The 14,974-nt window shown below is 37.9% G+C and carries 19 protein-coding genes and 1 pseudogene; 17 read left to right on the top strand and 3 right to left on the bottom strand.

Translation table 11 applies throughout. From position 1 onward, the window contains the following. The first annotated feature begins 5 nt into the window (after positions 1–5). The 13 genes and pseudogenes from DW862_RS11055 (at position 6) to DW862_RS11110 (ending at position 9,856) form a co-directional block, all read left to right on the top strand. Complete coding sequence (locus DW862_RS11055) at positions 6–1,172, top strand: glycosyltransferase (RefSeq protein ID WP_055235447.1); 1,167 nt, start codon at positions 6–8, stop codon at positions 1,170–1,172. Then, positions 1,172–2,377: a glycosyltransferase family 4 protein gene (locus tag DW862_RS11060; RefSeq protein ID WP_055235446.1), complete on the top strand. Its 1,206-nt coding sequence runs from the start codon at positions 1,172–1,174 to the stop codon at positions 2,375–2,377. Before DW862_RS11055 ends, DW862_RS11060 begins: the two co-directional genes overlap by 1 nt. 42 nt (positions 2,378–2,419) lie before the next feature. Then, positions 2,420–2,686 (top strand): hypothetical protein, encoded by a 267-nt coding sequence (locus DW862_RS26345; protein ID WP_243636477.1) that lies wholly within the window; start codon positions 2,420–2,422, stop codon positions 2,684–2,686. Then, positions 2,659–2,934, top strand: a complete 276-nt coding sequence (locus DW862_RS26350) for a DapH/DapD/GlmU-related protein (protein WP_243636478.1) — start codon at positions 2,659–2,661, stop codon at positions 2,932–2,934. The genes DW862_RS26345 and DW862_RS26350 overlap by 28 nt, the downstream gene beginning before the upstream one ends. 207 nt (positions 2,935–3,141) lie before the next feature. Continuing rightward, positions 3,142–4,125, top strand: a complete 984-nt coding sequence (locus DW862_RS11070; RefSeq protein ID WP_165861907.1) for an O-antigen ligase family protein — start codon at positions 3,142–3,144, stop codon at positions 4,123–4,125. Between the two features lie 76 nt (positions 4,126–4,201). Beyond that, positions 4,202–4,756 (top strand): hypothetical protein, encoded by a 555-nt coding sequence (locus DW862_RS11075; protein ID WP_055235443.1) that lies wholly within the window; start codon positions 4,202–4,204, stop codon positions 4,754–4,756. 452 nt (positions 4,757–5,208) lie between these two features. Then, positions 5,209–5,760 (top strand): glycosyltransferase, encoded by a 552-nt coding sequence (locus DW862_RS11080; RefSeq protein ID WP_055235442.1) that lies wholly within the window; start codon positions 5,209–5,211, stop codon positions 5,758–5,760. 36 nt (positions 5,761–5,796) lie between these two features. Beyond that, the gene (locus tag DW862_RS11085) at positions 5,797–6,891 is read left to right on the top strand and encodes a glycosyltransferase (protein WP_055235441.1); all 1,095 of its coding nucleotides are present in this window, start codon (positions 5,797–5,799) and stop codon (positions 6,889–6,891) included. Between the two features lie 184 nt (positions 6,892–7,075). Then, positions 7,076–7,639 (top strand): WcaF family extracellular polysaccharide biosynthesis acetyltransferase, encoded by a 564-nt coding sequence (locus DW862_RS11090; protein WP_055235440.1) that lies wholly within the window; start codon positions 7,076–7,078, stop codon positions 7,637–7,639. 236 nt (positions 7,640–7,875) lie between these two features. Further along, positions 7,876–8,631, top strand: a complete 756-nt coding sequence (locus tag DW862_RS11095) for a glycosyltransferase family 2 protein (RefSeq protein WP_120068171.1) — start codon at positions 7,876–7,878, stop codon at positions 8,629–8,631. Between the two features lie 353 nt (positions 8,632–8,984). Further along, a pseudogene (locus tag DW862_RS11100) lies at positions 8,985–9,092 on the top strand (nucleotidyltransferase family protein); the annotation flags it as partial. A 76-nt stretch (positions 9,093–9,168) separates the two neighbouring features. Further along, a complete protein-coding gene (locus tag DW862_RS11105) occupies positions 9,169–9,462 on the top strand; it encodes a nucleotidyltransferase family protein (RefSeq protein ID WP_117809555.1) in 294 nt (97 codons plus the stop codon). After that, positions 9,446–9,856 (top strand): DUF86 domain-containing protein, encoded by a 411-nt coding sequence (locus DW862_RS11110; protein ID WP_120068176.1) that lies wholly within the window; start codon positions 9,446–9,448, stop codon positions 9,854–9,856. The genes DW862_RS11105 and DW862_RS11110 overlap by 17 nt, the downstream gene beginning before the upstream one ends. 29 nt (positions 9,857–9,885) lie before the next feature. Here the strand turns inward: DW862_RS11110 and DW862_RS11115 are convergent, their stop codons facing one another. From DW862_RS11115 to DW862_RS11125, 3 genes are read right to left on the bottom strand one after another with little or no spacing between them, the layout of a single operon-like run. Further along, entirely contained in the window at positions 9,886–10,143 is a 258-nt protein-coding gene (locus DW862_RS11115; protein WP_015531639.1) for a hypothetical protein, read from the bottom strand. Positions 10,144–10,146: 3 nt separating this feature from the next. Further along, positions 10,147–10,509, bottom strand: coding sequence for a phage holin family protein (locus DW862_RS11120; protein ID WP_004297511.1), 363 nt, complete (start codon positions 10,507–10,509; stop codon positions 10,147–10,149). Positions 10,510–10,541: 32 nt separating this feature from the next. Next, positions 10,542–10,751: a YtxH domain-containing protein gene (locus DW862_RS11125; RefSeq protein WP_004297513.1), complete on the bottom strand. Its 210-nt coding sequence runs from the start codon at positions 10,749–10,751 to the stop codon at positions 10,542–10,544. Positions 10,752–10,951: 200 nt separating this feature from the next. Here DW862_RS11125 and DW862_RS11130 point away from each other — a divergent pair, with 200 nt between their 5' ends. The 4 genes from DW862_RS11130 to DW862_RS11145 all read left to right on the top strand — a co-directional run bounded on the left by DW862_RS11130 (position 10,952) and on the right by DW862_RS11145 (position 14,973). After that, complete coding sequence (locus DW862_RS11130) at positions 10,952–11,722, top strand: SDR family oxidoreductase (protein WP_087322494.1); 771 nt, start codon at positions 10,952–10,954, stop codon at positions 11,720–11,722. A gap of 115 nt (positions 11,723–11,837) precedes the next feature. Beyond that, positions 11,838–12,332, top strand: coding sequence for an SPOR domain-containing protein (locus tag DW862_RS11135; protein ID WP_004313235.1), 495 nt, complete (start codon positions 11,838–11,840; stop codon positions 12,330–12,332). A gap of 251 nt (positions 12,333–12,583) precedes the next feature. After that, positions 12,584–13,408: a 3'(2'),5'-bisphosphate nucleotidase CysQ gene (gene cysQ, locus DW862_RS11140; protein ID WP_165861908.1), complete on the top strand. Its 825-nt coding sequence runs from the start codon at positions 12,584–12,586 to the stop codon at positions 13,406–13,408. 11 nt (positions 13,409–13,419) lie between these two features. Continuing rightward, positions 13,420–14,973 carry an SLC13 family permease gene (locus DW862_RS11145; RefSeq protein WP_120068179.1) on the top strand — a complete coding sequence of 518 codons (1,554 nt, stop codon included), beginning with the start codon at positions 13,420–13,422 and terminating at the stop codon, positions 14,971–14,973. Position 14,974: the final 1 nt, after the last annotated feature.

Genomic DNA, 14,974 nt, shown 5'->3' on the forward strand with positions numbered 1-14,974 from the left:
GATAAATGGATAAAAGAATGTACAAATTAGATTTTCTATTCTTAGTGGAAAATGCCAATTTGCGTGGGGGGACTGAAATTCAAACGATTAATATCACCCATGCATTGATAGAAGCGAATTATCGAGCACGTGTTTTATCCGTTGTCCCTTATTCTGGAGGTGATGATGTGATTGTTTCCTTTGACTTGAAATCTTATCGGATGTATGAGAAGCAGAAGAAAAATCCAATCAATGATTTGTGTGCGGAAAGATTTTCTGATGCTTGTCTGGCTAAGTTACTACGAGTATTCATAGCAACGTGTCAACCTAAAGTATTGGTGAATGAGACATATGAATTGATAACAGCTCTTCCCTTTGGAGAGCAGTGCCGGATTGTACAAGTCTTTAATTGGTCGATTTTGGGTTATGAAGAATCTATTTTGCAGATCATTCATCAAAAGCATGGATGGATGCGTTTTCTTTCAATGAAAAAAAATGTCCGACAAGTTACAAAACGCCATGCGGCTATTGCTTTATGTAATGACTTGATTGTGTTGACAAATACTGCCAAAAAAGAATTAAAGATGGTGAATCATAAAATAAAGGAAACTCAGATAAGAGTGATTGCCAATCCTTTGAGAAAGAGTGATGACGCAAAAAATATCTCTTCTCTAGACAATCGAAATATTGTTTTTGTGGGTAGGCTAAGTTTTGAGAAAGGGGTTATGCGTCTGCTGCATATATGGCAAAGTATATCTAGGCAATTTCATGATTACACGCTTTCAGTCTACGGAGAAGGGGATGCCAAAGATCAGATGGAACAATATATTCAGGAGAATGGCATGAGAAATATTCGTTTTTGTGGGTTTGAACAAGATTTGTCTAAAATCTATCTTTCTGCCGATTTACTGCTATCCACCTCTGAATCGGAAGGTTTTGGCTTGGTGTTTATTGAGGCGTTTTATTATGGAGTACCTGTAGTGTCTTTTAACTGTCCTGTTTCTCCAAAAGAAGTGATTGCTGATGCTGGTGTATTGATAGATTGTTTTGACGAGCAAGCGTATGCCACTCAAGTGATGACATTGCTTCATGATAAAGAAAAACTAAGGATGCTCCAACACAAAGCTGTGGAGAGGGCTAGATGTTTTTATCAGAGTCGGATTGTAAGTCAGTGGGTAAAATTGGTAGAATAATGAAAAAATATTATATTATAATTACTCCTTTCTTTCCCAATAGTGATTCTTTTAGGGGAGCGTTTATATACGATCAAGTACGTGCTATCGCAAAGAATAGCAGCTATGAAGTGGTGGTATTTAAAAGTAAATCCATAACATCGGGAGAGAAAGATTACATGTATCGTGGTATTCAGGTTCACTTGTTTGACGATATTCAGATGCCTTCATATATATTGAATGGATTGACAAATGAAATCAACTGCAGTCTGTTTATGAAAGCTGTAAAGCGGTTGAATATTGATCTTGATAATGTAGTCATAGCTCATGGGCATACGGCTCGCTTTGCTGCATTCCCATTAGCATTAAAGCGTATAAATCATAATATAACAACGTTGGTCCAGCATCATGATCCAGATCCTTTTAATATTAGAAATGGTCGTTTTGCTACAAAAAGGTGGAATGCCGTGTTTCGGACTTGGATGAGCACAAAGTTGTTTACCCAAGTGGATTGTCATGTTTGTGTGAGTCGTTTTGTAGAGGAATCGCTGCGTAAATTTCCTCATCCTACTGATTCTTTATACTTCGATTCCTACAAAAGGGTATTAAAGGTGGTAGGAAATACCCCCCCGGCAAATATAAAACATTCTTATGTTCTGTACAATGGGGTAGACTGCTCCATTTTTAATAGTGAAAGCCATCGTATACATCCTACATTTATAATAGGCTGTATTGCAAATTTTGTAGATTGGAAGGGGCAAGAGACACTGATACGTGCGTTGGATATTTTGAAAAGCAAACAGGATCAGTTGAAAATGATATTTGTAGGTTCAGGTCCTACCTTACAGGATTGCATGAACTTGGTTCAGGAATTGAATTTGACAGACATTGTTGAATTTAGGAAGGAGGTACATCATCATGAACTGGCGGCATTCTATCACAGTCTTGATCTGTTTGTTTTACCCAGTTATTTTGAAGGATTTGGTTGTGTTTGTACGGAAGCGGCAGCTTGTGGGGTACCTTATATGATATGTCAGGGACAAGGTGCTGCAGAGTATATACTGGAAGAAGAATCCGACCTTTGGACTTTTATTCCTAAAGACTACGAACAACTTGCTGATAGAATAGACTATTACAGGACGAATAAACCTATACAACATCTTTGTGAAACTTTCGATATAGATATTTTGATGAAACAATTTCTAAATTTCTTAGAATCATTATAAATGAAAAAGAGTATATTTTCGAGGCTTCTATCATGTAGCAAAATGCTATATCATGAATTGCATTACCTTCTTTGTATTCCTATTATTCAAGGTTGGTATGGCGGATTTTGGAATTATAGACATAAAATAAAATCGAATGGTGGAAGCGAGAATATGTATTATGCTTATCTGATGAGATATAATGCTTTTGTAGGACTTGGAGCTAACATACAGGGTACTCCTATGTTACCCCATGGCTTGAATGGTATACATATATCTGATGCTGCTACTATTGGTGAAGGTTGTGTTATTTTGCAACAGGTCACCTAGGCAGTAATACAACGAAAGGAAGTAAGCACTTTGGTTCACCTACAATTGGTAAACATGTTTTTATTGGAGCCGGTGCTAAAATCATTGGTAATGTTCGTGTGGGTGACAATTGTCGTATAGGGGCTAATTGTGTGGTGGTAAAGGATATGCCGGACAATTCTACGGCAGTACTTAGAAATATAGATATAATTATTCATGATATTTCCAGGGATAATTCTTTCAAAGGGATCTATCATTTCGAAGAATAAACTATTTGGAAGAATCAGACACTCACTATGAAACAAAAAATAGCTGTCTATTTACCTCTCTTTTGTTTGCTGAGTTATTGGTATGTGGAATTTGCCGCAGTTTTTTTGGCAGTGTTACTCACCGGAAATATATTCAAAATATTCCGAGGATTCAACAGAAAACATTTCCTATATTTATTATTGTTTGTGGGGATAGAGATGTTTATTATGGCTCTACTTGATTATGATATGCGTAAGTTTTTTGAGCAAGTGGGACTCGTGGTAACTACTGCTATCGGCTATCGTGCTTATTTCATCTATGTGCTCAAAAAGGATATTTCGTTCTTTGTGAAATGCTATTTGAATATGAGTGTGGTGATAGTAGGATATGCTTTGGTTGCTTATGCTTTAAACATAACCATTAGTGGAAGACTTGAAGGATGGGGTGGTGAACCTGGAGATATTGCTTTATTGATTCTTCCAGCATTGGTCTACTATTTTTATCATAAAGAAATTTCTATCCGCTGCGCTCTGACGGTACTTGCTTTTATGTTAGCTTCATCTACCGCCAGTTTTGCAGCTCTTTTCATCATTTTAGCTCTGTTTCTATTTGTATACTATAGAAAAAAATTTTTCAAACTGATAGTGGCAGCATTGGTAGTGTTTATGGTGAGCAGTGCTGTTTCCTCCTATCTTTCGGATAATAAATCTGATAACAATGATGCAGCTCTTAAGTTTAAAGAGACATGGGAGATGCTGCAAAGTAATCGTTTCAGTTTTTATGACCTTGAGACGTTAAATGCTAGTACCTATGCATTCTTGACAAATCTGTGTGTGGCAGAACAGGCACCTTCTCGTCTGTTTGGTACAGGGCTAGGAACACACCACATCAATTATGAAAAGATTTACCCTAGTAGGAGTACGACCTATCGACTATATGGATTGAATGCTAATGACGCTTATTCTTTATCTATCCGTGTATTTTCGGAATTGGGTATTCTGGGATTGTTCTTGCTGTTTGTCTTTATGTATAAGAACTTCAATTCGTTATCTTTATTTAGCTTTATGGCAATGAGTTATCTGGTAAATGCCTGTATTACTGGAGGACATTATACGGCAAATGGAGGAATGCTTTTTTTCGTATTCTTCTATTTTGCTGGGAAGTATGTGCAACAAGATGCTTTTTTGGGTGATAAAAAGAAAAATGAATGACAATGTATTAATAAAAACAATTGTAGAGTGAGATAAATAGTAATAAAAAATCGTGTATGAATAATAGAGATTAACGATGTATAGATTTGTATTTTGGCAAAATTGTTTGAGCCCTCATCAATTGCCTTATATTGTCCACTTGCTTGATGATGCCAGGGTAAACGAAGTAGTGATTGTGACGAACGAAGTGGTATCGGACGAACGTAAGAATATGGGATGGGATGTGACAGTCTTTCCTGGTCTTGAAAGATGCGATGTGAGGCTGTCCCCACCAAATAGTGAAATCCATGAGTTATTATCTAAACGACAAGAAGAGAGTATCCATTTCTTTTCTGGTATACATGGTTATCCTTTTGTTACTAAGGCCCTTGATATGAGTTTGAAATATGATGTCAAGAGAGGTATGATTTCCGAACGTCCTGATACGTTTAAGTTTGGGTTAGCCAATGGAAAACCTCTTTGGCTACATCGGATTCGTTTTTTTATTCAAGACCGGAAGTATGCTCGACACATACAATATGTATTTGCAATGGGTGACGATGCAGTAAGCTATTTTCGCTCTGTATGGAAGTATTGGGAGGTTTTTCCTTTTGTCTATTGTACAAATAGACTGAAAAATATAGATATCTAGGAGTTAGAGATATTTCGGAGATACTATATATTATCTTTGTAGATTTATTGACTTGGTAGAAAAATCCGCAAATTATTCCTCATTTTTTTTCTTTCATCCTAAAAGGTTTGGCTGGGGATGGACCAGAATGGAAACGATGTCGCTATATTCAACTAAAAATAGCTTGGAGCAGTTGAAATGATCGGATATATGAATAAATTAACCATTCTTATCTGTTGATAAATTCGGCATAAGTAACGTGTTTGATAACGGAAAAAGTGAATCAACTTGCATCTGCTGTTTACTATTAAATTGATAATAGAGAGCCCATTCGAAATAAAAGGGAAGAGTGCATTATATTGATTCTTTGTAGTATTCTTTGTTGCATAGTCTACTACATGATGAGGTTAAAAGTGAAAAGACCTTGGTTTATCTTCTCTTTAGTTTATATATATTCTCACAAAAATAATTTTATGACAAAATTAAACTTATCATTCGTATTTGTAGGTAGTCTTTCTGTTCGGAAAGCTGCTTGGGATATTATTCAAGCTGTCAAGGATATGCCTGATATCGATTTAACCTTGATTGGTGATGGAGAACAAAGGGCGCTAATAGAGAAAGGTATTGCAGATTATCATCTAAGAAATGTAAAACTGTTAGGTACTCGCAACAATTCGGAGATTATGCAACTCATAGCAGATAAGGACGTTTTTGTGATGTCAAGCCATTATGATGGATGGGGTGCTGTAGTGAATGAAGCACTTACCTGCGGATTATATGTGATTTGTACTGATAGAAGTGGAGCTAGAGATTTGTTGGAAAGTACACAGAGAGGAATGATATATCATGCAGGCGATATTTCTCAATTGCACGAATGTGTTCAAAGGTGTATGGCGAATGCATATAAGATTCAGCATTCAAAAGAAGAGAGAATAAAATGGGCAGCGCGTAGTATTGATGGAAAGGTATTAGCTACTTATTTTATAGACTGTTTGCAAGGTTTAAAACCTACGAAGCCGTGGTAGGATACCTTGGTGTAATTATGAAAAAGTATTGCTAGTATGAGAATAATACATTATATTCCTACAATAGATAGAAACTCTGGAGGTTTGGGGGCATATATGCAGTTGCTTTCAAAAGAGTTGGGGAGGTTGGTCGATTTGCATATCGTTACGCATGAGTCAGAGAATATGTTGGAGATAGAAAATGCTACATTACATTTGATTGATGGTAGATTGACACATTTGTTGAAAGCAAAAAGGCAATTTGTAGTTTTATTGCAAGGGGTTTCTCCTGATTTGGTTCATGTGAATTGTTGTTGGACACCTCAATGTGCTTTGGTACAATTTTGTGCACAATGTTTAGGGTACAAAGTACTTTTAATGCCTCATGGGATGCTGGAACCTTGGATTTTAAAGAAAAATCGTTGGTTGAAAAAAGAACCTGCGTTATGGTTATACCAAAAGCGGGCTGTTCAAAGGGCTGATGTGTTATTAGCTACAGCAGAGAGTGAAAAGCAAAATTTGTTGCGTTTAGGTTGGAACGAACAAGTATACGTCATTCCTAATGGAATTGTTGTGGATGATATCGAATGTAAACAGTCTTGGAAACAAACAAAATGTATATTTTTCTTAGCATTGTTACGCCCTAATAAAGGGGCCCATCTACTGATAGAAGCAGTAGCGCGATTGAGAGATGAGATGAGGGGATGGAACATAGTGATTGCTGGTAAGGATGATGATCGATATGCTGCTTATTTGAATCAATTGATTGCTCAATATCGTTTGGAAGAGATGATTTTTCTCCCTGGAGCACTTTATGGAGAAGATAAATGGAATATGTATAGAAAAGCGGATTTTTTTGTACTACCTACACTTAATGAGAACTTTGGTATTGTAATAGCGGAAGCATTATTATGTGGAACTCCTGTAATAACTTGTAAGGGTGCTCCATGGAATGTACTTGTTGATAATCATTGTGGGTGGTGGGTAGAACGTTCTGTAGAAGATATTGCAGATGCTTTAAGTGATGCGATTGGATTGCAGGAAAATGAAATTAGAGAAATGGGTATGCGTGGTAGAGAGCTTGTACTGAATAATTATACATCAGGCCTTATGGCAAAACAAATAATTGGTGTATATAAATCATTGTTGTAATTGGGGGAATTTATAAAATGATTCAAGTTTTAATTCTATTTTTATCTGTATATTACTATTTGTCCGACTTCAAGTTATATTTGGTTTATATGCAGATGTTTGAAAATATAGGTACGCAATAATTATATTATTTAGCTTTTGATTTCATATTATGTAATACCTATTCAAAAACAGTAATAAAAGAATGGATAAAGTAAATTTAGCCGCATTCTCCACAGGTAATTTTGATAAGGGGGCAGGTGAACTAAAAATTATAACATGGTATTTTATTAATGCTTTGTTGGTACGTGCTTCTTGGAATCCCTTTATGAGCATAAAGATTATTTTACTTCGTGCTTTTGGTGCAAAGATTGGACGAGGCTTGGTAATAAAAAATAATGTAACCATTAAGTTTCCTTGGAAACTGACAATCGGAAATAATGTATGGTTAGGAGAACAGTGCTGGATAGATAATTTGGATTATGTAACCATTGGTAGTAATGTATGTATTTCACAGGGAGCTTTACTACTTACGGGAAACCATGATTATACAAATTCTTCTATGCCTTATCGAAATGCTCCTATCACATTGGAAGATGGGGTTTGGATTGGTGCCAGAGTGGTAGTATGTCCGGGGGTAATCATGCGTAAAAATTCTATTGCTTCCGTGGGTAGTGTGGTAACAAAAAGTACGGAGGTTAATGGTATTTATCAGGGTGTGCCTGCGGTAGTGATTAGAAAAAGGAAAGTTTGTGGACAAACAATTTGAGATAGAACATAGGTATATTGTTTTGTAATTTATTTTTGATAATGATTCTTGTTTATTAATAAATTGCATAAAAGGGTATTATGGTGACATATGTAGTGTTCCTTATATTGACGCACTGTAATGAAAGCGGCTTTTTCACATGAAAAGTTAGAGGAAAGATGCATCTTATTTCATGATGGACAAAATATACTCAAAGGGATAATTCAAGTGATTAGGAATTTTCAAAGATAAATTTTATGAAAGTATCTATAATAACGTCGTGCTTTAATCGTGCGGCGACGATTCGTGGTGCCATAGAGAGTGTTTTGGCGCAGGATTATAATAACATAGAGTTTATTGTTGTAGATGGGGCGAGTACAGATGGTTCGTTAGAGATTATTAGAGAATATGAAGGTCGTATCTCAACTATTATCTCGGAGCCCGATCATGGAATGTATGAAGCCATCAATAAGGGAATTCGTTTGGCTACAGGTGATGTAATTGGATTACTACATTCGGATGATTTCTTCTATGATAATGGGGTCATAAGCCGCATTGTGGAACACATGAAGACTACTCGAGCAGATTTTCTGTATGGTGATGGACTTTTTGTGAATCCTGATAATACAGACAAGGTGGTACGTAACTGGATTGGCGGTGATTATCGTTTATGGAAGGTACGTCATGGCTGGCTTCCATTACATCCTACTTGTTATATTCGCCGCGAGGTAATGATGAGACTAGGTCTTTATAACGAAAGTTATAAGATTGCTGCGGATAGTGAACTGTTGGTGCGTTATCTGATGACGGGCGGACTTTCTGTTACTTATTTGAAAGAGTATGTTGTACGTATGCGCATGGGAGGGCTTTCTACCGATAGTGCTAAGCGTAAGAAAATGTGGGGAGAAGACATTAGAGTGTACTCCTCTCACGGTCTATGGCCTACTCTGACTAAATTAGAGAAGATGGCATGGAAAGTACCACAGTTTGTGTTGGCATTATTGAAAGGATAATGGCAATTAAATGAGATTGGTTGTTGATTTGTGCAGAGCAACTAGCTATTTTCTAAAAATAGCTCCTGAAGATTATTAGCTTATAATATAACGATACATGTAGGTCCCTAATTTCATGCTACACACATGAATCCCCTACATTTTGCAGGTTGGGAAAAATACAGCGGTATATTCCTGATCTGTCCCCCTCATATTAGCAAAATGCTGATATGTATTCTAAATATATCAACTGTCTGTGAAGATCGTTGATATATTGTTTTTTAATAGTATGCTTGTTGATTAAAAATAATATTCAGATTTCTAGTTTTGTATTATAGAAAGGATTAGGATATTTATCCTTGCTTCGTGAGTATATGCGAAAGAATTCTGCTAAATATGGTATTTCTTGCATGGGGATATTTGGCTCCGTTACTCGTGGTGAACAACGTGAGGGTAGTGATGTCGATACTTGTGTTGAAATTTTCATTCTTAAATGTGGATAAATGAAATTTTATTTGTTTCTTTGCAATGAAAGCTTTATAATTTATCAGGTAGTGTATGATGGATACAGTAGAAATAGTGAAAATCTTAAAGAAGTTTAAGGCTGAATCTGCTCATAAATATGGGATTAAATCTCTTGGTATTTTCGGCTCATTCGCGCGTTGTCAGCAAAATGAAGCGAGTGACTTGGATATATTTGTCATGCTACAGGAATCTGATTATTTTATTTTGGAGAAAATAAAAGAGGAACTAGAACATCTGATACATTTCAAAGTTGATGTCGTTAATTTTAGAGATTCATTACGTGAGTCTTTTAAACAAAATATTTTGCGAGATGCGATCTATATCTAAAGCTTTAGTTATTGAATATCTGGAATTGATGATTGATAAATCAAATCTGGTAATAGAACGTAATAAATCAATAGTAAACGTTTATGACTTTTTGATTTCTCCTGAAAGAATGGAGAAATTTGATGCTGCTTGTATGCTTATTCAAGTGATAGGTGAGACGGCTAAAAAAATAGATGATTGGACGTCATCCAATTTATTCTGTAATTATCCAGATGTTTATTGGAGAGGAGTGTTTGGATGTAGAAATATTATTTCCCATGAATATGGTAATGTTGATTCGGAACAGATTTTTATAATTATAAAAAAGTATTTACCGGAATTAATTCTTTGTACGGTTAATATTGTAAAAGATGTGCAAGAGGGCAAACATGACTTATTATTCCATGAGAAATGAAAATGCTCCAAATGACTGTGACATCTTTCCTATCTCAAATTTCTAAAATACGCCCGCACCTTCCGCATAATCTTGATTCCCATCACTACGCCATCAAATACAGCCATACCGGTATTGAACGAACGCATGATTGCATCCGCCTTATTGGTTGCCGGAGCAAGTGGGGCGAATATTTCGCGTGTAGTAGCTGTCATGGCTTTTTTTTGAGCATGGATCTCATTTAAAAGCTTCTTTTTACGTTCGGCAATCTCTTCTAATGTAAATTTCTGCGGGGTCTGCGCATTCATAATTTATTTATTTGAATCAGTTAAAAATAAATTAGCGAGGAAGTTCACCATCGGAGAAATGATGAGCTGCTTGCGGAAAATAATAACCAGGGCGATGAGAACAACATTGATGCCTGCAATGATGGCGAAACTCGACATCAGGCCGCCCACTAAAGGCTCCAATATATAAGCAAGAGCAAAAAGCAGATAAAACAGAGCCACCATGCCAAGGATAATAAGTACTAATATCATAATTAACGTGGAAAAAAGTATGGTTAACTTCTCCGTCAATTCTAATTTGGTATATTCTTTTTGAAGCTCCAGATATTTCTTGAACTCGAAAAACAACTGCTGAAAATTCTCAATACTTTTATCGTCTGCAAACATGGTCGCTCTGTTTTTAGTCTTTGATTACTCACTTATTCTGCTATTTCTCCTTTCATCTCCGCAGCAATCTCATCAACGAGAGTTTCCATTTCGCTGCGATTCAGCTTGATTCCCTTTTTACGAAGAATCTCTGCGATTTTGTGACGGGTGTCTTCTCCTTTTTCAGGAGCAAATAAAATACCAAGGGCTGCGCCTACGGCTGCACCACCCAGAAAAGCTGCTAAAACATTCAATCCTTTCATAATGTATAATGTTTAAAATGATTATGATACAACAAATATAACATTTTTATGGAAAGGTTGTTCGTGAAAACTGAAATTTTTTGCTACGTTTTATAATTCTTTTTTTCTTTTATGGTTTAATCTTATTTAACTGACTTTCGTAGCTAACCTTTGAAGGTTAAGGCGTACTTTTGTTTTCGAATATTGTAAATCAAAACATAATGGAAGCTAAGATTGTTTTTATAACCGGTGCCAGTAGCGGAATTGGCGAAGGTTGTGCCCGTAAATTTGCGAAGGAGGGATGGAATCTGATTCTGAATGCCCGTACCGTTTCGAAACTGGAAGAACTGAAAGCTGAACTGGAAGTGACGCATGGTGTACGGGTTTATATATTGCCCTTTGATGTGCGCGACCGGAAGTTGGCTGCCGCCTCTTTGGAATCATTGCCTGAAGAATGGAAGGCGATTGATGTGTTGGTGAACAACGCCGGACTGGTGATCGGTGTGGATAAGGAATTCGAGGGTAACCTGGATGAATGGGATATCATGATCGATACGAATATAAGAGGACTGCTGGCAATGACGCGTTTGGTGGTGCCCGGTATGGTAGAACGCGGACGCGGACATATTATTAATATCGGATCTATTGCCGGTGATGCCGCTTATCCGGGTGGGAGTGTGTATTGCGCAACGAAAGCTGCTGTGAAGGCTCTTTCGGACGGACTCCGGATCGATTTGGTGGATACTCCGTTGAGAGTGACGAACATCAAACCGGGAATGGTGGAGACAAACTTTACAGTGGTGCGTTATCGGGGAGATAAGGAAGCTGCCGATAATTTTTATAAAGGGATTCGTCCGTTGACGGGAGATGACATTGCGGAAACAGTTTATTTTGCCGCGTCGGCTCCTGCGCATATTCAGATTGCGGAGGTACTTTTGATGCCTACTTATCAGGCAACGGGTACTATTTCGTATAAGAAAAAGCCGGAATAGATGTTTTTTTGACGGATTTCTTTGCCGGATGATAAAATTTCTATTATTTTGTTGCCCGAAACTAAATGTAATAGACGAAAATATTGAATTATTAATTAAAACAGAGTATAGGATTATGAAAAAATTAGTCGTATTAGGAATGGGAGTATGCTTGGTGCTAGCATTTGCATCTTGTAAATCCAGCGAAAGTGCCTATAAGAAAGCTTACGAAAAAGCGAAACAACAAGAATTGGCAGAACCGCAGGTGGAAGCTCCGGTAGAAGTAACTCCGGTGGTTGCAGCTCCTGTGACAACTACTAAAGTGGCAGATACATCCGGCGTTCGTCAGGAAAAGGTTACAGTGGTTTCCGGCAACGAAGGGTTGAAAGATTATAGCATCGTAGCAGGTAGCTTTGGTGTGAAAGCGAATGCTGAAGGCCTGAAAGATTGGTTGGATGGACAAGGATATCACTCTACGATTGCATTTAATGCTGACAAGGCAATGTATCGCGTTATCGTGAATTCATTTGCTGATAAGGCTGCTGCTGCTGAAGCTCGCGACGCATTCAAGGCTAAATATCCGAACCGTTCGGATTTCCAGGGTGCTTGGTTGCTGTATCGCGTATATTGATTTCTTTTTGGTAATATATATTGGAAAGAACGAACGTTTTTTTCCGAATAAGAAGGCGGTAACTGGGAAGTTACTGCTTTTTTATTGAAAATGAGTGACTTCTTCGTTTAGATATTTTTATCTTTCTACTAAAAGAAGTTATAAATGATAGGAGGGAAACTTTTATAGCAAAGAAAGTTTTTACTTTTGTCAATTCTTAATTTGGAGAATGTATTGCCTGAATGTGAACAGGGCATTAATTTAGAGATTGAATGGAACAAAAATATGTAATGGCTGCTATCGACGCGGCTTTAAAAGCAGGTGAAAAGATTCTTTCTATTTATAATGATCCGGCATCGGACTTTGAAATAGAAAGGAAGGCTGATAACTCTCCGCTAACTATAGCAGACAGAAAAGCGCATGAAGCAATTGTGACTATTCTGAATGATACTCCTTTTCCTGTTCTTAGTGAAGAAGGGAAGCATTTAGGGTATGAGACTCGACGTGAGTGGGATACTTTATGGATTGTAGATCCGCTGGATGGAACGAAGGAGTTTATCAAGCGTAATGGAGAATTTACGGTAAATATCGCTTTGGTGCAGAACTCTGTGCCTGTGTTCGGTGTTATTTATGTACCTGTGAAAAAAGAACTTTATTTCGGGATTGAGGGTGCAGGGGCTTATAAATGTTCCGGTATTGTCGGTTTGGAAGGTGACGGCGTGGCATTGGAAGAACTGATCGGAAAATCGGAACGGTTACCTTTGAAGGAGGTGCACGATCATCTGATTGTGGTTGCTTCACGTTCGCACCTGTCGCCTGAAACAGAATCATATATTGCAGATTTAAAGAAGAAACACGGCAGTGTGGAGTTGATTTCGAGTGGAAGTTCTATTAAAATCTGTCTGGTTGCTGAAGGAAAGGCTGATGTATATCCGCGTTTTGCTCCGACAATGGAGTGGGATACGGCTGCAGGGCATGCGATAGCCCGTGCCGCAGGGATGGAAGTATATCAGGCTGGAAAGGAAGAACCTCTACGATATAACAAGGAGGATTTATTGAATCCGTGGTTTGTTGTTGAGCCAAAAAGAGAACACTAAATAATGTTTATATGACATTTGAAATCGTATTTGTACTATTATCCCTATTAGGAATGGTAGCGGCTTTGGTAGCAGACAAGATGCGTCCGGGCATGATACTTTTTTCGGTAGTGGTTTTGTTTCTGTGTGCCGGCATTCTGACTCCTAAGGAGATGCTGGAAGGGTTTAGTAATAAAGGGATGATTACCGTTGCTCTGCTGTTTTTGGTGAGTGAAGGTATTCGTCAGTCGGGTACACTGGGACAAGTGATTAAGAAGTTGCTTCCGCAGGGAAAGACAACGGTGTTTAAAGCACAGTTGCGTATCTTGCCTTCGGTGGCTTTTATTTCTGCCTTTCTGAATAATACGCCTGTCGTGGTTATTTTTGCTCCGATTATCAAGCATTGGGCTAAATCGGTGAATCTCCCGGCTACGAAGTTCTTGATTCCTCTTTCTTATGTGACTATTTTGGGAGGTATCTGTACGTTGATCGGTACTTCTACTAACCTGGTGGTGCACGGAATGATATTGGAGGCCGGATTTGAGGGCTTTTCTATGTTCGAACTCGGAAAGGTGGGAATATTCATCGCTATTGCTGGAATTATTTATATATTTCTTTTTTCCAAGCGTCTTTTGCCGGATGCACGTCCGGATACAGCTGTGCCGGATGAAGAAGTAGAAGAGGGGGAGAAGTTGCATCGGGTAGAGGCTGTTTTGGGGGCTCGCTTTCCCGGTATTAATAAAAAGCTGAAAGATTTTAATTTTCAACGTCATTATGGTGCCGAAGTAAAAGAAATCAAGACGCGTAATGGACAGCGTTTCGTAACAAATCTGGATGATGTGGTGCTTCATGAAGGAGATACGCTGGTGGTGATGGCTGATGATACATTTATTCCGACATGGGGTGAATCTTCTGTGTTTGTCTTGTTGACGAACGGAAATGAACCGGATACTACCGGAAAGAAAAAGCGGTGGTTTGCTTTGCTGTTATTGGTTCTGATGATTGTCGGCGCAACGGTAGGTGAACTTCCGGTAACAAAGGAGATGTTTCCGGATATCAAGCTGGATATGTTTTTCTTTGTGTCTATCACTACTATTATTATGGCATGGACAAATCTGTTCCCTGCCCGTAAATACACTAAATATATTTCGTGGGATATATTGATTACGATTGCCTGTGCGTTTGCTATCAGTAAGGCAATGGTGAATTCCGGCGTGGCAGATAGCGTTGCGAAGTTTATTATCGGATTGAGTGATGATTATGGTCCGCACGTGTTGCTCGCGATGTTGTTTATCATTACGAATCTGTTTACGGAACTGATAACGAATAATGCTGCGGCTGCCTTGGCTTTCCCGCTGGCATTGTCGATTGCTTCACAATTGGGAGTAAGCCCGACGCCCTTCTTTGTGGTGATTTGTATGGCTGCATCTGCCAGCTTCTCAACGCCTATCGGTTATCAAACGAATCTGATTGTGCAAGGTATCGGTAACTATAAGTTTACGGATTTTGTACGTATCGGTTTGCCGCTTAATATTATAACTTTCTTAATATCTATTATCCTGATCCCATTGATCTGGAACTTTTAAT

The sequence above is a fragment of the Bacteroides sp. AM37-9 genome (assembly GCF_003603455.1).
In the GTDB taxonomy this organism is placed as follows: Bacteria; Bacteroidota; Bacteroidia; order Bacteroidales; family Bacteroidaceae; genus Bacteroides; species Bacteroides xylanisolvens.